18 protein-coding genes and 1 pseudogene are annotated in these 17452 nt (G+C 63.1%); 13 read left to right on the top strand and 6 right to left on the bottom strand.

Going from position 1 to position 17452, the window contains the following annotated elements:
* Window positions 1–137: 137 nt before the first annotated feature.
* The 3 genes from SB765_RS13165 to SB765_RS13155 are packed head-to-tail and all read left to right on the top strand — an operon-like array spanning window position 138 to window position 2633.
* Window positions 138–1415 (top strand): flavohemoglobin expression-modulating QEGLA motif protein, encoded by a 1278-nt coding sequence (locus SB765_RS13165; RefSeq protein ID WP_341797739.1) that lies wholly within the window; start codon window positions 138–140, stop codon window positions 1413–1415.
* Window positions 1387–2310 carry an alpha/beta hydrolase gene (locus tag SB765_RS13160; RefSeq protein ID WP_063426539.1) on the top strand — a complete coding sequence of 308 codons (924 nt, stop codon included), beginning with the start codon at window positions 1387–1389 and terminating at the stop codon, window positions 2308–2310. The genes SB765_RS13165 and SB765_RS13160 overlap by 29 nt, the downstream gene beginning before the upstream one ends.
* On the top strand, window positions 2307–2633 hold the full coding sequence (locus SB765_RS13155) for a hypothetical protein (RefSeq protein ID WP_016501197.1): 327 nt from the start codon (window positions 2307–2309) through the stop codon (window positions 2631–2633). The genes SB765_RS13160 and SB765_RS13155 overlap by 4 nt, the downstream gene beginning before the upstream one ends.
* Before the next feature lie 115 nt (window positions 2634–2748).
* Here SB765_RS13155 and SB765_RS13150 read toward each other — a convergent pair whose 3' ends face one another.
* The 3 genes from SB765_RS13150 to SB765_RS13140 all read right to left on the bottom strand — a co-directional run bounded on the left by SB765_RS13150 (window position 2749) and on the right by SB765_RS13140 (window position 4625).
* A complete protein-coding gene (locus SB765_RS13150) occupies window positions 2749–3540 on the bottom strand; it encodes an OmpA family protein (protein ID WP_174369753.1) in 792 nt (263 codons plus the stop codon).
* 50 nt (window positions 3541–3590) lie between these two features.
* Window positions 3591–4004, bottom strand: coding sequence for a DUF4398 domain-containing protein (locus SB765_RS13145; RefSeq protein ID WP_014592166.1), 414 nt, complete (start codon window positions 4002–4004; stop codon window positions 3591–3593).
* Window positions 4005–4280: 276 nt separating this feature from the next.
* Window positions 4281–4625 (bottom strand): pilin assembly protein, encoded by a 345-nt coding sequence (locus tag SB765_RS13140; RefSeq protein WP_410931449.1) that lies wholly within the window; start codon window positions 4623–4625, stop codon window positions 4281–4283.
* A gap of 164 nt (window positions 4626–4789) precedes the next feature.
* On the opposite strand from SB765_RS13140, the gene ppc reads away from it, so the two are divergent.
* The 7 genes from ppc to SB765_RS13105 all read left to right on the top strand — a co-directional run bounded on the left by ppc (window position 4790) and on the right by SB765_RS13105 (window position 12035).
* The gene (ppc, locus tag SB765_RS13135) at window positions 4790–7417 is read left to right on the top strand and encodes a phosphoenolpyruvate carboxylase (protein ID WP_410931448.1); all 2628 of its coding nucleotides are present in this window, start codon (window positions 4790–4792) and stop codon (window positions 7415–7417) included.
* Between the two features lie 257 nt (window positions 7418–7674).
* Window positions 7675–8325, top strand: a complete 651-nt coding sequence (gene adk / locus SB765_RS13130; protein WP_016501192.1) for an adenylate kinase — start codon at window positions 7675–7677, stop codon at window positions 8323–8325.
* A gap of 192 nt (window positions 8326–8517) precedes the next feature.
* On the top strand, window positions 8518–9192 hold the full coding sequence (gene tsaB, locus SB765_RS13125) for a tRNA (adenosine(37)-N6)-threonylcarbamoyltransferase complex dimerization subunit type 1 TsaB (protein ID WP_016501191.1): 675 nt from the start codon (window positions 8518–8520) through the stop codon (window positions 9190–9192).
* 131 nt (window positions 9193–9323) lie between these two features.
* Entirely contained in the window at window positions 9324–9614 is a 291-nt protein-coding gene (locus SB765_RS13120; RefSeq protein ID WP_016501190.1) for a hypothetical protein, read from the top strand.
* Between the two features lie 3 nt (window positions 9615–9617).
* Window positions 9618–10487: a DUF72 domain-containing protein gene (locus SB765_RS13115; RefSeq protein ID WP_410931447.1), complete on the top strand. Its 870-nt coding sequence runs from the start codon at window positions 9618–9620 to the stop codon at window positions 10485–10487.
* A gap of 28 nt (window positions 10488–10515) precedes the next feature.
* Window positions 10516–11346, top strand: coding sequence for an oxaloacetate decarboxylase (locus SB765_RS13110; protein ID WP_410931446.1), 831 nt, complete (start codon window positions 10516–10518; stop codon window positions 11344–11346).
* Window positions 11346–12035, top strand: a complete 690-nt coding sequence (locus tag SB765_RS13105; RefSeq protein WP_341797744.1) for an extensin family protein — start codon at window positions 11346–11348, stop codon at window positions 12033–12035. The genes SB765_RS13110 and SB765_RS13105 overlap by 1 nt, the downstream gene beginning before the upstream one ends.
* A 2-nt stretch (window positions 12036–12037) precedes the next feature.
* Here SB765_RS13105 and SB765_RS13100 read toward each other — a convergent pair whose 3' ends face one another.
* The gene (locus tag SB765_RS13100; protein WP_341797745.1) at window positions 12038–12658 is read right to left on the bottom strand and encodes an energy transducer TonB; all 621 of its coding nucleotides are present in this window, start codon (window positions 12656–12658) and stop codon (window positions 12038–12040) included.
* A gap of 103 nt (window positions 12659–12761) precedes the next feature.
* On the opposite strand from SB765_RS13100, the gene SB765_RS13095 reads away from it, so the two are divergent.
* Entirely contained in the window at window positions 12762–13538 is a 777-nt protein-coding gene (locus SB765_RS13095; RefSeq protein ID WP_049275042.1) for a class I SAM-dependent methyltransferase, read from the top strand.
* 244 nt (window positions 13539–13782) lie between these two features.
* Window positions 13783–14724: an RHS repeat-associated core domain-containing protein gene (locus SB765_RS13090; RefSeq protein WP_410931445.1), complete on the top strand. Its 942-nt coding sequence runs from the start codon at window positions 13783–13785 to the stop codon at window positions 14722–14724.
* A 108-nt stretch (window positions 14725–14832) separates the two neighbouring features.
* Here SB765_RS13090 and SB765_RS13085 read toward each other — a convergent pair whose 3' ends face one another.
* On the bottom strand, window positions 14833–15474 hold the full coding sequence (locus SB765_RS13085; protein WP_410931444.1) for a TetR/AcrR family transcriptional regulator: 642 nt from the start codon (window positions 15472–15474) through the stop codon (window positions 14833–14835).
* A 183-nt stretch (window positions 15475–15657) separates the two neighbouring features.
* Between SB765_RS13085 and SB765_RS13080 the strand changes: the two are divergent.
* Window positions 15658–15978: pseudogene (locus SB765_RS13080) on the top strand (5,10-methylene tetrahydromethanopterin reductase); the annotation flags it as partial.
* A gap of 30 nt (window positions 15979–16008) precedes the next feature.
* Here SB765_RS13080 and SB765_RS13075 read toward each other — a convergent pair.
* Window positions 16009–17250: an acyl-CoA dehydrogenase family protein gene (locus SB765_RS13075; protein ID WP_341797748.1), complete on the bottom strand. Its 1242-nt coding sequence runs from the start codon at window positions 17248–17250 to the stop codon at window positions 16009–16011.
* Window positions 17251–17452 lie beyond the last annotated feature (202 nt).

Below are 17452 nucleotides of genomic sequence, written 5' to 3'. Positions count from 1 at the left end.
AATGCGATCCCGGTAGGAGCAGCCTTGTGCTGCGAAAGGGCAGGTAAGACAACAGATATTTGCTGCCGATAGAGGCCTCTTCGCAGCACAAGGCTGCTCCTACAGGGACCGAGGCCGAGACAGATAAGGAGTCCCCGTTGGACGAATACCAGCAAACCATCCGTGCCCTGTCCGACCGCATCGTTGCGGCGCAGACCCCGATCCGGGTCCTGGACGCGGTTAAATGGGACGAAAACATTCGTCAGGGCTTCCTCAAAGCCAAGGGCAAAGAGCCGCCGGCCGTCGACCGTGCCTATTACCAGTCGCGCCCGCTATCGTTCGACTCCGGCGCGGTGAAGGCCGAGTTCCAGGGCATCGAGCGTGACATCATCCGCCAGCTAGGTCAGTTCAACCCGGTCGGGCAGATCATGAAGCGCATGTGCCGCGAGTACCGCATGGTGGTGCGCATGCTCGAAGCGCGCGGGACCGAGGACTTCGGCCTGATCTCCCAGGAACTGTATGGCGCTGCCTCCGATGCCTTCCATGCCGGTGACCCGACCCTGGCCGACCTCGGTCTGATGCTGTCGGATTACCTCAACAATATCGATGGCCGTGGCGACCTGAAGGACGAACCGAAGAACCTCACCGCCAAAGAGGCGGTGGAGATCCTCCAGCGCCGGCTGAACAAGGTGTTCGGCGAGGCCGAGGGAACCATCCGCGTGTTCGAGTCCGACGGTATCGTCGCCGATGCCGCGGCCGGTGCCGACTACATCAAGGTGCGCGCCGATGCCATGTTCAACGCCCGCGACGTGCGCGCCCTGGAGGTGCACGAAGGGCTGGTGCATGTCGGTACCACGCTTAATGGCCTGAACCAGCCGATCTGCACCTTCCTGGCCAAGGGCCCGCCCTCGTCGACGGTGACCCAGGAAGGCCTGGCCATCCTCATGGAAGTGATTGCCTTCGCCTCCTACCCCAGCCGCCTGCGCAAGCTCACCAACCGCACTCGCGCCATCCACATGGTCGAGGAGGGCGCCGATTTCCTCCAGGTGTTCGATTTTTTCCGTGGGCAAGGCTTCGAGATGGCGCAGAGCTACAGCAACGCCAGCCGGGTGTTCCGCGGTTCGGTGCCCAATGGCCTGCCATTCACCAAGGACTTGTCCTACCTCAAGGGCTTCATCATGGTTTACAACTACATTCAGTTGGCCGTGAAGAAGGGCAAGCTCGAACAGATCCCGTTGCTGTTCTGTGGCAAGACCACCCTGGAAGACATGCGTACCTTGCGCCAGCTGGTGGAGGAGGGCCTGGTTGCGCCGCCCAAGTACTTGCCCGAGCAGTTCCGCGACCTTAACGCGCTGTCGGCCTGGATGTGCTTCTCCAACTTCCTCAACCACCTGAGCCTGGACCGTATTGAAGCCGACTACGCGAACATTCTCTGAGTGCTGCCGCCTGCTGGCCCTGGGCTTGGTCCTGCTGGGTCTTGGCGGCTGCAGCAGCCTGCTGTTCTACCCCGAGCGTGGTCAGGCCTTTACGCCTGAGCGGGCCAAGCTGGCGTACCGCGATGTAACGTTGACCACAACTGATGGCATCCGCCTGCACGGTTGGTGGTTGCCGGCCAAGGCCGGGGTCGAGGTCAAAGGTACGGTACTGCACTTGCACGGCAACGGCGGCAACCTGCCGGGGCACTTGGGTGGCAGCTACTGGCTGCCGGAGCAGGGCTATCAGGTGCTGATGATCGATTACCGCGGTTATGGCCTGTCGCAGGGGGCGCCAAGCCTGCCAGAGGTGTACGAAGATATCGCCGCCGCCATGGCCTGGCTGGACCAGGCGCCCGAGGTAAAGGGCAAGCCTCTGGTGCTGCTGGGGCAAAGCCTTGGAGGGGCCATGGCCATTCACTACCTGGCGGCCCACCCCGAGCAGCGCCAGCGCTTCAGTGCCCTGGTGTTCGATGGCGTGCCGGCCAGTTACCGTTCAGTCGGGCGCTTTGCCCTCAGCACGTCGTGGATGACCTGGCCGTTGCAGGTGCCGCTGTCGTGGCTGGTGCCGGACGGTGACAGTGCAATCCGTTCGATCGAGCAACTGAGCAGCCCGCCCAAGCTGTTTTTCCATAGCATTGACGACAACCTGGTGCCGATGGACAACGGCATCCGCCTGTACCAGCACGCGCCACCGCCGCGGGTGCTGCAACTGACCCGCGGTGGCCACGTGCAGACCTTCGCCGACCCCACATGGCGCCAGGTGATGCTGCGTTTCCTCGACGACCCTAGCCATTTCAACGGCCTGCGGCGGCTTGCCGAAGTGCCCAATTTCCCTGACGAGAAGAACAAGCAATGAGTGAAGAACGCAACGCCATCCCGCTGATCCTGACCGGCGTCGGCAGCATCATCGTGACGGTGGGGGCCTTGTGGTACTACGGTTACCTGCATTTCGCCAAACCCGAGGATGCCCTGTTGCTGCAGGACTTCACCATGCTCAAGACCATCCCGGGCGAGGACTACAAGGTTTCGCTGGACCCGGCGCCGCAAGTGGCCCAGTGCGTCGATGGCGTGCTGGTGTTGTTCGACACCGAGCAGAAAGGCCTGACCGGCGTGCTGGTGGACAACCGCAAGCGTGCGGTGCGCTGCATGGGCGAGGAAACCCCGCAGCAGGTGAAGTGAGCCATTATCCCTACTGCCTGTACCGGCCTCTTCGCGGGCGTGCCCGCGAAGAGGCCGGTACAGGCAAAAAAAAGCCCCGCGTCGAGCGCGGGGCTTTCTTTTCAGCTAGCCAGCCTTACCGCTGAACCTGGCTCACCGAACGGGGTGCCACTGGCTGGTTGTCGTTGGAGATGGTTACCTCCACGCGACGGTTTTGCGCACGGCCCGAGTTGCTGCCGTTGTCCGCTACCGGGTACTCCTTGCCATAGCCCTGGGAGACGATGCGCGCCGGATCTACGCCGGCACGTACCAGTGCCATGCGTACGCTGTTGGCGCGGCGCTCGGACAGGGTCTGGTTGTAGTTGGCCGAGCCGACGCTGTCGGTGTAGCCCTCGACAATCACCTTGCGCTCCGGGTTTTCCTGGAGGAACTGGGCCAGCTTGGTGACGTTCGGGTAGGCGTTGCTCTTGAGTTCGGCCTTGTTGAAGTCGAACAGCACGTCGCCGAAGGTCACCAGCGTACCGCGGTCGGTCTGCTTGGCGTTGAGGCTGTCCTGCAGCTTGGCGATCTGGGCGTCGCGGGCATCCAGCTTGGCCTGGGCGCGTTGGGCGGAGGCATTTTTCAGCTCGCCTTCGGCGGTGCGCAGGGCAATGGTCTGCTTGGCCACTTCAACGCGCTGGTTGGTCAGATAGGCCAGTTGGTCGACCTTCTTCTCGTCTTCACGGTCCATGTAGGCCTTGTCGGCCTTGTTCAGCCAGTCCTGGGCGTCCTTGGTCTCCAGTGCCGCGACCTTGCTCGATTGCGGGTCGCTCTGCAGCGAGGAGAAGTTGGTGCGGGCCGACTCCAGGTTGGCGTTAGGGTCGTGCGAGCAGGCAGCAAGACCAACGCTGAGGGCCAGCAGGGCGGGAATCATGACGTAATTGCGCATAGTGTTCATCCTTTGATCGAGTGCGAAGGCTAAGGTTGGCGGGGCAGGGCTCACTGAGCGCTGCGCAGGCCTTCCTCACGTACGTCCTGAACGCCCTGACGGGCATCCTGCACGGCCTTCTGGGCCTTGGCCGCCTGGGCCTTGCGTTCGGCGAGGCGTGCGTCCCACTCGGCCTGTTGGGCCAGGCGCTTGGCCTCGTCGTACTTCTTGTCGTGCATGGCGATTTCGGCTTGCTTGAACTTGTCCTGGGCCGCTTTCATTTCCACGGCGGCGAACTCGGTGCCACCCGCGCTCACGGCGGAGTTCACGGCGGATTGGGTAACTGCGTACTGCTCGGTAGGCGGGTTGCCCGCACAGCCGGCCAGGACCAGGCTACTGCCCAGGGCCAGCGCGGCCAGCTTGAACCCGCGCACATGAGTGGATGACAGTTTGCTAGTGCGGGTCTTCATGGTGGTCAGTTCCATTGGATCACTCCTGATTACGACGATGTCCGTAGCAGTCCATCGCTTATTCCCTGACAAAACCGCGCGCTTCAGCTGAACGGTGCACGAGGGCAGTGTGCAGGGTTTTAGCGTGATGGCTATTGGCTCCGACTCGACCGTTTTTGGAATGGTTCAGAAAAAAGTGCACTAAACGAGGAATTATTTCTGACTGATCGGTCAGCGCGATTTGCCTGGAACTTTCGCAGGAAAAGGCGGTATTCCGGGCCTTGCCGAGGCCCGGAACGGTGGTGCGGGTGGTTATCTTTCGCTATCGTCGTCGGTGGTGCTCAGGCTGTGCAGGTGCTGTCGCGAGAGGGCCAGAAAGCGCGGAGTAGAGCCGACATCTTCGTACAGCGGGTCACCTTCTTCATCGGTGGCGATGATCTGGCGACCCTGCACATAGGGGAAGCTGGCTTCCAGCTCTTCGAGTGCGGCCGCCACCAGTTCGCCGAGCAGTTCCTCGGCGGTGCGCTTGGGGTACATGTCGATCAGCGCGGCCAGGCGCGCCTCGGACTCCAGGTCCAGATGCAATACATGGCCTGTGCGGCTGAGGGTACCGGCGGCATTCTGTTCCCAGTGCTGGGCGAGTTCACGGATTTTCATGATGACCTCTGTTGACGCCTGCTATGGCTGCATTGCATGGGAGTGCTTGCGTTCACTTTAGTTTGCTTTGGCTGATCACGGCTTGCCATTGGCGCTCGGCAGGGGGCACTCTTCGGTAGAGCTGTGTACAGGAGTGCGCCAGAGCCGCGCCAAAGAGAGGGCCAATGACCGATATCGATGTGCGTTTGCGTGAAGATGTCCATGTGTTGGGTGAGCTGCTCGGCGAAACCATTCGCCAGCAGCATGGCGATGCGTTTTTGCAGAAAATCGAAGATATCCGCCACAGTGCCAAGGCCGACCGCCGTGGCCCTGGCGAGCAACTGACGTCCACCCTGGCCGACCTTGCCGAAGAAGACTTGCTGCCCGTGGCCAGGGCCTTCAACCAGTTCCTCAACCTGGCCAACATGGCCGAGCAGTACCAGTTGATCCGCCGCCGCGACGCCGGCCAGCCCGAACCCTTCGAGGCCCGTGTGCTGCCCGAATTGCTGGCGCGCTTGAAGCAGGCCGGGCATAGCAACGATGCCCTGGCTCGGCAGCTGGCCAAGCTCGACATCCAATTGGTGCTTACCGCGCACCCCACCGAGGTGGCCCGCCGCACCTTGATCCAGAAGTACGACGCCATCGCCGGCCAGCTGGCTGCCCAGGACCACCGTGACCTGACCCCGGACGAACGCCAGCAGGTGCGGGAACGCCTGCGCCGGCTGATTGCCGAGGCCTGGCACACCGAAGAAATCCGCCGCACCCGGCCGACGCCGGTAGACGAAGCCAAGTGGGGCTTCGCGGTGATCGAGCATTCGCTGTGGCACGCCATCCCCAGCCACCTGCGCAAGGTCGACAAGGCTCTGCTGGATGCCACCGGCCTGCGCCTGCCGCTGGAGGCCGCGCCAATCCGCTTTGCCTCGTGGATGGGCGGTGACCGTGACGGCAACCCCAATGTGACTGCCGCCGTTACCCGGGAAGTGCTGTTGCTGGCGCGCTGGATGGCCGCCGACCTGTTCCTGCGCGACATCGATGCACTGGCCGCCGAGTTGTCCATGCAGCAGGCCAGTGACGCTTTGCGCGAACGGGTGGGCGACAGTGCCGAACCCTACCGCGCGGTGCTCAAGCAACTGCGCGACCGCTTGCGGGCGACGCGTGCCTGGGCGCATTCGGCATTGACCAGCAGCCAACCGGCCAGCGCCGAAGTGCTGGTGGATAACCGCGACCTGATTGCGCCGCTGGAGCTGTGCTATCAGTCGCTGCACGAATGCGGCATGGGCGTTATCGCCGAAGGGCCGTTGCTCGATTGCCTGCGCCGCGCCGTCACTTTCGGCCTTTTCCTGGGCCGCCTGGACGTGCGCCAGGACGCTGCCCGCCACCGTGAGGCGCTGACCGAAATCACCGACTACCTGGGCCTGGGCCGCTATGCCGACTGGGATGAAGATCGCCGCATCGAATTCCTTCAGGCCGAGCTGAAAAACCGCCGCCCGCTGTTGCCCGCGCACTTCAGGCCGCAGGCAGACACCGCCGAGGTGCTGGCCACCTGCCGGGAAGTCGCCGCCGCGCCCGCTGCCTCGCTGGGCTCCTATGTCATTTCCATGGCCGGGGCCGCTTCGGATGTGCTGGCGGTGCAACTGTTGCTCAAGGAAGCCGGCCTGACCCGCCCCATGCGTGTGGTACCGCTGTTCGAGACCCTGGCTGACCTGGACAACGCCGGGCCGGTGATGCAGCGCCTGCTTGGCCTGCCGGGTTACCGGGCCGGGCTGCGCGGCCCGCAGGAAGTGATGATCGGCTACTCCGACTCGGCCAAGGATGCTGGCACCACGGCGGCGGCCTGGGCGCAGTACCGGGCCCAGGAAAACCTGGTGCGCATCTGCGCCGAACACCAGGTCGAACTGCTGCTGTTCCACGGCCGGGGCGGTACGGTAGGGCGCGGCGGTGGCCCGGCCCACGCAGCGATCCTGTCGCAGCCACCGGGTTCTGTGGCGGGGCGGTTCCGCACCACCGAGCAGGGCGAAATGATCCGCTTCAAGTTCGGTTTGCCGGGCATCGCCGAGCAAAACCTGAACCTGTACCTGGCCGCTGTGCTCGAAGCCACGCTGTTGCCACCGCCGCCCCCGCAACCGGCCTGGCGCGAAGTGATGGACCAGTTGGCTGCTGATGGCGTCAAGGCGTACCGCAGCGTGGTGCGCGACAACCCCGATTTTGTCGAGTACTTCCGCCAGTCCACGCCAGAACAGGAACTGGGGCGCCTTCCGCTGGGCAGCCGCCCGGCCAAGCGCCGGGCAGGCGGGATCGAAAGCCTGCGGGCCATCCCATGGATCTTCGGCTGGACCCAGACCCGGCTGATGCTGCCGGCCTGGCTGGGCTGGGAAACCGCGCTGAGCAATGCCTTGGCCCGTGGCCAAGGTGAGTTGCTGGCGCAGATGCGCGAGCAATGGCCGTTCTTCCGCACCCGCATCGACATGCTGGAAATGGTGCTGGCCAAGGCCGATGCGCAAATTGCCGAGGCCTACGACGAACGTCTGGTGCAACCGGACTTGCTTCCTTTAGGTGCACACCTGCGCGACCTATTGTCGCAGTCTTGCCAGGTGGTACTGGGGCTGACCGGGCAGCAGGTGCTACTGGCGCACAGCCCCGAGACGCTGGAATTCATCAGCCTGCGCAACACCTACCTGGACCCGCTGCACCGCCTGCAGGCCGAGTTGCTGGCCCGCTCGCGCAGCCGCGAAGCCGCTCTGGACAGCCCGTTGGAGCAGGCCTTGCTGGTGACCGTGGCGGGTATTGCCGCCGGGCTGCGCAATACCGGATGAAGGTGTGCCCAAGCCAGCAGGGGTGAGTGGCGTGCAGGCCATGCACGGGTAAGGGGAGGGTGGTTGCGCCGGGCGCAACCACCTGCCCGGTCGGCCACAAGTGGCGCATTCCTGCAACTTTGGGACGCTTGTATGGCTGCCGGGCGCTGTGTATCTTGAGCAGCCTTCTGACCGTTTTATGGTCATACCCGATTTTCCGGACTTGGCCCTGGTTGCCGAATCCATTGAATTTCATAAAAAAATTTGAGGAGCACAAGATGCGCGTAATTCTGCTGGGAGCTCCCGGGGCCGGTAAAGGTACTCAGGCAAAGTTCATCACCGAAAAGTTCGGTATTCCACAGATCTCCACCGGTGACATGCTGCGTGCCGCCGTCAAGGCCGGCACCCCGCTGGGCCTGGAGCTGAAGAAAGTCATGGATGCCGGCCAGCTGGTCTCCGACGAGCTGATCATCAGCCTGGTCAAGGAGCGCATCGCCCAGCCTGATTGCGCCAACGGCTGCCTGTTCGACGGCTTCCCACGCACCATCCCGCAGGCCGAAGCCATGGTCTCTGCCGGTGTCGACATCGACGCCGTGGTCGAAATCGCCGTGGACGACGAAGAAATCGTCGGCCGCATGGCTGGCCGCCGCGTACACCTGGCCTCGGGCCGTACCTACCACATTCAGTACAACCCGCCGAAAGTGGAAGGCAAGGACGACGTCACTGGTGAAGACCTGATCCAGCGCGACGACGACAAGGAAGAAACCGTTCGTCATCGCCTGTCGGTCTACCACACCCAGACCAAGCCGCTGGTGGAGTTCTACCAGAAGCTGTCGGCCGCCAATGCCGGCAAGCCGAAGTACAGCCACATTGAAGGTGTCGGTTCGGTCGACGCCATCACTGCCAAGGTCCTGGCAGCCCTGAGCTGATCAGCGCCTGACGCCCCCCGACAACGGCCCGCTAGCGGGCCGTTGTCGTTTCCGGCCTGCGATCCACGGCCTGGCGCTCCTACAGGGACCGCGCCAGGCCACCTGCAAAGGCCGCACAGCGCCCCTTCGGGACACAACGCCGCTGCTGCTCTATACTGCCGCTCTTTTCATTCGCACCTGGATACCCGTTCGATGACCACCCTGCTGGCCCTGGATACCGCCACCGAAGCCTGTTCCGTCGCGCTGCTGCATGACGGCAAGGTAACCAGCCATTACGAGGTGATCCCGCGTCAGCACGCGCAGAAGCTGCTGCCGATGATCAAGCAGTTGCTGGCCGAATCCGGCGTTGCGCTGAATGCACTGGATGCCATCGCCTTTGGCCGTGGCCCGGGCGCCTTCACCGGCGTGCGCATTGCCATTGGTGTGGTCCAAGGCCTTGCCTTCGCGCTGGAGCGCCCGGTGCTGCCGGTGTCCAACCTGGCCGCGCTGGCCCAGGGTGCCTTGCGCGAGCAGGGCGTGCAGCAGGTGGCGGCTGCGATCGATGCGCGTATGGATGAAGTGTACTGGGGCTGCTACCAGGCCACGGCCGGCGAAATGCGCCTGGTCGGCCGCGAGGCGGTGTTGCCGCCCGAACAGGTAGCGCTGCCGGCGGGCAGCAGTGGCGAGTGGTTCGGTGCCGGTACCGGATGGGGCTATGCCGAGCGCCTGGCGGTACAGGTGGCGGCCAGCAACCCTGGCGCCTTGCCCAATGCGCTGGACATTCTCAGCCTGGCTACCTTCGCCTGGGCTCGTGATGAGGCAATCGTTGCCGAGCAGGCGCAACCGGTATATCTGCGCGATAATGTAGCTACGCCCAAGAAGCACTGAGTGTTGTTCGTCGGTTATCGCCGATCACTCTAAAACCTTTTGCGCGATCTGTGGTCCAGTTATCAGTCAAGCATTAGCGACGGAACCCTGATGCTGCTAAATTGCCATCATTGGTCCTGAGTGCTCATGCCATGCGTATCGACGGTTTCTCTTCGCAGTCCTACCCGGTCAAGCGCACCCCGCGCAAGGCACCGGCGCGTGACGAGGCCATCGATGATGCCGAGCTGATTGAAGACAGCCAGGGCGCCCCCGTGGAGGCCACCGCCCGCCGCCGCAGCGGTGGCCTGCCAGCCCGCCAGCAGGACATGGTCTTCCCCCGCGCCCGTGACCGGCGCACCGCCACTGCCTTGGCCAGCTACCTGAGCACCGCCGGTTTCACCGACTGGGACATGGAAGTACTGGGGCTCGACCTGTACATTTAGTGGATGAGTCCACCACCCCTGCCTTATTTTCTCGGTTGCCCGTCCTGGAGCGAAAACGCCTGGCGCGACTACCTCTATCCCGCCGACGCCACCAGCAACGAAATGCTTGGCCTCTACAGCCAGGTGTTCAACGCCGTCGAGGGCAATACCACCTTCTATGCACGCCCCGCCCCCGGCACCATTGCCCGCTGGGCGCAGGTGATGCCCGGGCACTTCCGTTTCACCGCCAAGTTTCCCCGGGACATCAGCCACGAGGGTGACCTGCGTGATCAACTGGAGCCTGCCTTCGACTTCACGCGGCTGATGGCCCCGCTGGGCAAGCGCGTTTCGCCGTACTGGCTGCAGTTGCCGGCCCAGTTCGGCCCGGCGCGCCTGGGCGAGCTTTGCCACTTCCTCGATGAGATCGGCCTGCCGGTGGCCGTGGAAGTGCGTAACCAGGCCTTCTTCGCCAAGGGTGAAGAAGAACGCCTGCTCAACCGCCTGCTGCACGAACGCGGCGTGGAGCGCATCTGCCTGGACCCGCGTGCGTTGTTCAGCTGCACCTCGCGCGACCCTGCCGTGCTGCATGCGCAGTCGAAGAAGCCCAAGGTGCCGCCACGCCCTGCGGCCTTCAGCCAGCACCCACAGGTGCGCTTCATCGGCCATCCGGAGCTGGAGGCCAATCACACCTTCCTCAGCCCTTGGGTAGAAAAAATCGCCGATTGGATCGAGGAAGGCCGCAACCCCTATATCTTCCTGCACACCTCGGACAATCGCCTGGCTGCGGCGTTGGCCCAGCATTTCCATCAACGCCTGATGGCACGCCTGCCAGGTCTTGCACCTTTGCCGGAATTGCCGCGCGCGCCCGAGGTCGAACAACTGGGCTTACTCTGACCTTTCCCTGACTGCCGGAGGTTGAACCATGGATGTGCAAACCCTGCGAGCCGAAGCCTTCAAGGCTTTACACGAGCGCGAAGGCGCGTTCGTCATCCCCAACCCGTGGGACGCCGGCTCCGCCAAGCTGCTTGCCAGCCTGGGTTTCGAGGCGCTGGCCACCACCAGTGCCGGCCTGGCATTCAGCCTGGGCCGCCCAGACGCCGAAGGCGCCTTGAGCCTGGACGATACCCTGGACAACGCCGGCGAGATCGTCGATGCCACTGCGTTGCCGGTGGCTGCGGACCTTGAGAACGGCTTCGGCGACATGCCTGAAGATTGTGCCCAGACCCTATTGCGTGCTGCCGAAATCGGCCTGGTAGGTGGTTCCATCGAAGATGCCAGTGGCCGCAGTGATGCGCCCATCTATGACCTCGGGCTGGCCGTGGAGCGCGTGCGCGCCGCCGTGCAGGCTGCGCGTAGCCTGCCGTTCCCGTTCACGTTGTGCGCCCGGGCAGAAAACCTGCTGCATGGCCGCATGGACCTCGACGACACCATCCTGCGCCTGCAAGCCTATGCCGAGGCCGGCGCCGATGTGCTCTATGCCCCCGGGCTGCGCACCGTCGAGGAAGTACGTGCGGTGGTGCAGGCCGTCGCACCGCGGCCGGTGAACGTACTGATGGGCATGGCGGGTGTGTCGCTGAGCGTGAACCAGTTGCAGGACCTGGGCGTGCGCCGCATCAGCGTCGGCTCGTCGCTGGCCCGTGCTGCGCTGGGGGCCTTCCACCGTGCTGCGTTGGAGATTCGCAACGAGGGTACGTTCGGCTACGGTGAGCAGGCACTGCCGTTTGCCCAGCTCAACGACCTGTTCCGCCGCTGATGCGGGCAATGCTGGCGCTGCTGGCCGGTCTGTTGGTGCTGGCCGGCCTGGCCTGGCACTTCGGCTGGCGCCTGCCTGCCGTGTGGAACCCCTGGGCGCCGCTGGATGTGCGTCAGCCGCCCAACCTGCTGACGCCGTACAAGCTTTCACGCCTGCGCAATGACCCGGCCTTGTGCCGGCAGGCACTGGAAACCAGCCAGCTGCGCTACCGGGCGCAAGCCGACAGCCCGGCTGCGGCCAACTGCCCGTTGCAGAACGTGTGGCGCATCGAGGGCGGCCAGGCGCGGCTAAGCAGCAGCTTCCTGGCCAGTTGCCCGCTGGCGGTGGCTTATGCACTTTTCGAAAACCACGGCTTGCAGCCGTTGGCGCAGCGGGTGCTGGGCCAACCGGTGACGCAGGTCGATCACCTGGGCAGCTTTGCTTGCCGCAATGTCTACCACCGCAAGCAGGGCCGCCTGAGCCAGCACGCTACGGCCAATGCGCTGGATATCAGCGGTTTTCGCTTGCAGGACGGCCAGCGCATCGTCCTGGCGCGTGACTGGCAGGCAGGGGGGCAGAAGGCAGAATTCTTGCGTCAGGTGCAGCAGGCGGCTTGCGAGAGCTTCAGCACAGTACTGGGGCCGGGCTATAACGCCGCGCACCACAATCACTTCCACCTGGACATGGGGCGCTGGCAGGTGTGCCGTTAGGCTCAGGCGTGAACGCGTACGTTGTTCAGCACCACCGGGCGTGCCCAATGGATGTCGAATTCCAGATCGTTCTGCTGCCTGGCCAAGGTAGCGTCGTCGAACGGCTCGGGGGCCGGGTCCAGCAAGTTGGTCTCGAACTCGGCAATGGGCAGGAACAACGACCGCGGGGCTGGGCCCGGGCCGGGCTCGGCAATCGGATGGCCTTGGCTCATCACCACCGGGCGCATCCAGCTATTGCTGGTGTCGAGCTGGCGCTGCTGTTCAATCAGTTCCATGGCACTGAACGGCTCAGGCGCAGGCGGCAGCAGGCTGGCTTCAAGCTCTGCCTTGGGCAAGAACAACGGCTCGGGCGGTGTTACCTCGTTGTCCAGCACCGGGCAGGCGCGCTGGGCGTCGATCAGGGCCAGCGCACGGGCGCCGCCGATGGGTTCTCCGCTGTCGTGGTCGTACTGCACGAACGACTGGCTGACGCTGTCTACGGGCTCTTCCTGCTGTTCGGCCATGGCCCGGGCAAAGAAATCCTGCCACAGGTGGCTGACGCCCCCGAGTGCCTGGGTGTTGTGCTGACTGTAGTTGCCGACAGGCGACAAATAGGTCAAGCCGATAGGAAGAGTATCTGACATGGCAGTCGCGCGCGTTGTGCTCTGGCAGAATAGCGGGATATTGCCTGTATCGGCCGTGGCTGCTGATTCATTAAGGCTTGGTTTGATTTTTTAGGTGTGGACGATGGAAGAGCAAGGCACGGGTATCAGGGTCGAGGCGATGTCGGCTGAGTATGCGGAGCAGGCCAAGGTGTGGGCTGAACGCCTAAGCCTGCCGCTACAGGACGAGAGCGCCGGCTTCGCCGTGCAGGTCGGCGCCGAGGGTTTGCAGATCCAGCAGCTGGGGCCGCAGGCACCAGGGCCGGTGCGGGTGGACTTTGTCGAAGGCCAGGCCGCCCACCGGCGCCAGTTTGGCGGTGGCAACGGGCAGATGATCGCCAAGGCCGTGGGCATTGCCCAAGGCGTGCGGCCGCAGGTGCTGGATGCCACGGCAGGTCTTGGCAAAGATGCGTTCGTGCTGGCCAGCCTGGGCTGCCAGATGACCCTGATCGAGCGCCAGCCGCTGATTGCCGCGCTGCTGGAAGATGGCTTGGCGCGGGCGCGCTCGGATGACGAGGTGGGCCCGATTGTCGGGCGCATGCGCCTGCTGACCGGCAACGCCATCGAGCGTATGCGCGCCTGGGAAGGGGAGGCGCCGCAGGTCATCTACCTCGACCCGATGTTCCCGCACCGCGACAAGAGCGCCCTGGTGAAAAAGGAAATGCGCGTGTTCCGGCCCTTGGTGGGGGACGACCTGGATGCCCCGGCCCTACTCGAAGCGGCCCTGGCGCTGGCCAGCCACCGGGTGGTGGTGAAGCGCCCGCGCAAGGCGCCGATCATCGACGGGCCGAAGCCCAGCCATAGCCTGGAAGGGAAGTCGAGTCGGTATGACATTTATCCGAAGAAAGCGCTGAAGGCCTGACCCGCCCCAACTGGTCCGACTAGCACGGTTATTGTAGGAGCGGCTTTAGCCGCGAACACCGGCAAAGCCGGTGCCATCCACCGCGTCGCCTTCTTAAAGGGTAGAGTCGCGCCTGCAATGACCGCGCTCGACTGACCTGTTATTTTTGCCAGTAGCAATTTTTGGGGCGGGGGAGTGAATATATCAAACATTCAATCCTGATCGTGGGTTATCTTCATGTCCGCTATTCCCGATGCCCAGAAAAATGGCTGTCAGCTTTTTTACTGTAACGGCAAGATCTCTACTGAAATTAATGGCGATGCCCGCTGGCGTTTCCTTCAAGCAAATGACCTGCTACTGGCCCAGAATAATCACAAGACCCCAGGCTTACCCAGTAGGCATGGCGGCATGCGACCAGCAGCGCTCGGTATTCTCCATGTATGAGGAAAAATCTTCTGAGTCCTATGCTTATTCTCCCTATGGGCATCACACCCAAGGCGGCTTACTGTCGTTGCTTGCCTTCAATGGTGAGCGGCGGGATGCAGTCACCGGGCATTATCACCTAGGGAATGGCTACAGGCAGTTCAGTCCGGTCATGATGCGGTTTTACAGTCCGGACAGTTGGAGCCCATTTGGCGATGGGGGCTTAAACGCGTATGTGTATTGTGCGGGAGATCCCTCGAACCGTAGTGACCCGACGGGGCATGCTGGAGTCAGGGGGTTAATCAGAAGAAAACTGAACCCAAGAAAACCAAATGAAAGGCCAAGCCCGGAAGTCGTTGAGCCTACCGTTCCAGCATCGAGAAAATATATAAATAAACGTGATGGGTCTGGTGGCGCCATACCAAGGGCTGTGGCGAAAGTTGGTGATACTGTTCCATTTGAGTCAATATTCAATTCATCTCAAATCGCTGAGCAGCACCGCTTGATGGCGCAGTTTAGCGCACCTGCGAACGCATCTTCAAAAACGAAGCAAGTATACGTCCAGTCGCATGGTGCCGTTCAGGATACCGACGCTGCAAAACGTTATGTCCAATCATTGGATGCGCATAAGGTCTCGCTCGAAAACGAAAATAAAGTTCGTGAGCTAGCCGCTCTTTTGACGGATCTGGATGCGGTTAGTTCTCGCTTGTCAGGAGCAGGATCGTCGCAAGACATAATGATTCAGGCCGCGTTACAAGAAGAAATCAGAAGGCGTCTCGGATAACGGGCATGCGTGTCATAAGCCCTGTACTTTCTGCCTTTTCCGTGCATCAGCGCAGAAGGCAGAAAATTCGCGAATAGGCGTTTGAACAGGTATGTGAGCAAATCCTGCTCAGCGCCTGAATGCCCGCAAGAACACCCCGACCACCTCACGCACATGCGCCTCGGCCTCTTCCCTTTCCAAGGGCGCTGCGCACCCCAGCAGCAACCGGTAATCCGGTGCCCCCTTGACCAGGCAGAAGAAGTGCTCTGCTGCCCGCAGCGGGTTGTCGATGCGCAGCAGCCCGCGCTCATCCGCGCCGCGCAGCAGCGCTTCCATACCCGCCAGCACGCGCTTGGGCCCGGCTTCGTAGAAGTATTCGCCAAAGCTTGGGTCCAGGCTGCCCTGGGCCATGATCAGGCGGCTGAGCTTGACCGCTTCGTCACTGCTGATAAGCGCCTGGAAGTTGCGGGCAATGGTCAGCAGCACTTCTTCCACCGGCACCCCCTCGGGATACTCGAACAGCAGGTCAGGCAATTGGATCTGGCAGGTGGCCATGACCGCCGAGCAGAACAGGGTCTGCTTGTCGGTGAAGTGGCTGTACACGGTGAGTTTTGAAACACCTGCCGCCGCAGCGACCGCATCCATGCTGGTGTTGGCGTAACCAAGGCTGAGGAACAGGGCCTTGGCCGCTTCGAGAATCGCCTCGCGCTTGACCAGGTCCTTTGGCCGGCCTGGGCCGATGGGTGCGTCGTTGGGCATTGTGGTCTGCATCTGGTTTAAGAATCACCATCTTAACGGGTCAGGCGCGATCCGGCTAAAACCAGCTCACATTTGCCTGCTGTCTGCCAGCGGACAGTTGTTCGACAGTGATGTAGTCGCTCAGGCATCAGTGCTGTTTTTTTGTATATAAATTACTGATTTATAACGATTATTTTTGGCATGAATCGTGTTGATAAAGAACTCGCCGACTGGGTCGGCATCGGCGGCTTTGGCCCGCTGATCGTCGGCAGTGCGCAAACGGTGGCGGACGAACTGCAGGCCTGGGTTGAAGAAACCGATGTCGACGGCTTCAACCTGACCTATGCCCTGGCCCACGAAACCTTCCGCGACGTGGTCGAGCTGCTGGTCCCCGAGCTGCAGCAACGCGGCGCCTACAAGACCGAATACCGCGCCGGCACCCTGCGCGAGAAGCTGTTCGGCGACGGCCCGCGGCTGCCGGCCAGCCACCCGGCAGCCGGTTATCGCGACCTCAGCCGCCAACACCAAACAGCCTGAAATAGTCGGGGCTGCAAAGCAGCCCCGCTTTTACGACTGCTTCGCACCCCCGCCAATCTGCCAAACGTACGGCGGTTGAGTACCGTTCACGTGCCAGTCACCAATAATCCGCTCCTTGTAGATCACCGGGTTGTGCGAGGCCGCCGTGCGGGCATTGCGCCAGTGGCGGTCGAGCTGGCGGCTGGTGCTGGTGGTGGAGGCACCCAAGGCGTTGAACAGGTCGCTGGTGGCGCGTAGCACCAGGTCGATGGCCGCCACCTGGGCCTGGGCGGACGCCAGTTCGGCAAACACATTGGCCTGCTGTTCAGCGGCCGGGTCATTGGCAAAACGTGCCAGGTACGCCTGCTGACTGGCCTCGGCGGCACGCAGGGTCGCAGCTTCGGCTGCATACACCTGGCCCGAGGCCTTGCCGATCACCTGCAGCACCTGTGGGTCCTGGCTGACGGCAGCGCCGTTACCATGGCTGAACACGCGGGTGCGCTGGCTGGTCTCGTGGCTGAAATCGCGCACTGCAGCACGCCCGGAGCCGGTGATCACTGCCAGCAGGACCAGCTGGTAGAAGGCGGTCTGGTATTTGAAACGGGTGGCGAAGTCGATGATGTTCTCTTCCTCGACCACGGCATTTTCGAACACCGAGGTACCGCTGCCGGTGGTGCGCTGGCCGAAGCCATCCCAGTCGTCGCTCTGGCGCACGCCGGGCTGGCGGGTGCGGATGGCCGCTATCACGTCGGCGCCGGTGTCATCGCGGCGGGCGAACAGGTCGATCCAGTCGGAGAACAGGCTGCCGGTGCTGTAGTACTTGGTGCCATTGACCACCCACTGCTCGCCCTGGCGTGACACGCGCGTGATGACATCGCCAATCTTCACCGCGCCGATCTCGGTCCAGGCACAGCCCACCAGGTCGCCGGCGACAAAACGCCGGAACCATACATCCTGTGGCGCGCTGGCGTGGGCGTTGAGCCGGTCTTCGACGAAGGCGAAGTGGCCGCGCAGCGCTTGGGGCACATTGGAGTCGGCTGCGGCCAGTTCGATCAGCAGCTGAAACAACTGCGGCAAGGATGCGCCGCCACCGCCATGTTCTACCGGTACCCGCACGGCGCCAAAGCCAGCTTCCTTGAGCCACTGGATAGCCTCATGGGGCAGGGTGCGGTTGCGCTCGCGCGCCACGCTGGTTTCGGCAATGCGGCTGAAGATCGGCCGAAAGCGTGCGGCGAGCGTGGCGTAGTCGGCGCCGTTGGCGGAGGCGGGCAGGTGTTGTTCGAGGGCAGTCATCGGAATACTCCAGGTACATGAAGAAGGGTATGTACGGGTGATTGCACAGGTCGTGCCGGGCGCTGGAGGGGCCGTGGGGCGGGGTTTGCGCCGTGTTTGCCGGTTTTAGGCTGTGGCGGGGCAGGGCAATTTGTTGGTCGGCTGTGGGCTGGGCAACAGCGGGCGGCCTTGCAAAAAACGCTTGGATTTCTTTGTAACGCTG

It is taken from the genome of Pseudomonas sp. SIMBA_067 (genome assembly GCF_046534675.1).
Taxonomy (GTDB): Bacteria; Pseudomonadota; Gammaproteobacteria; order Pseudomonadales; family Pseudomonadaceae; genus Aquipseudomonas; species Aquipseudomonas putida.
The sequence above is the reverse complement of the archived record's forward strand: the minus strand, read 5'-3'. Positions and strand labels throughout refer to the sequence as shown.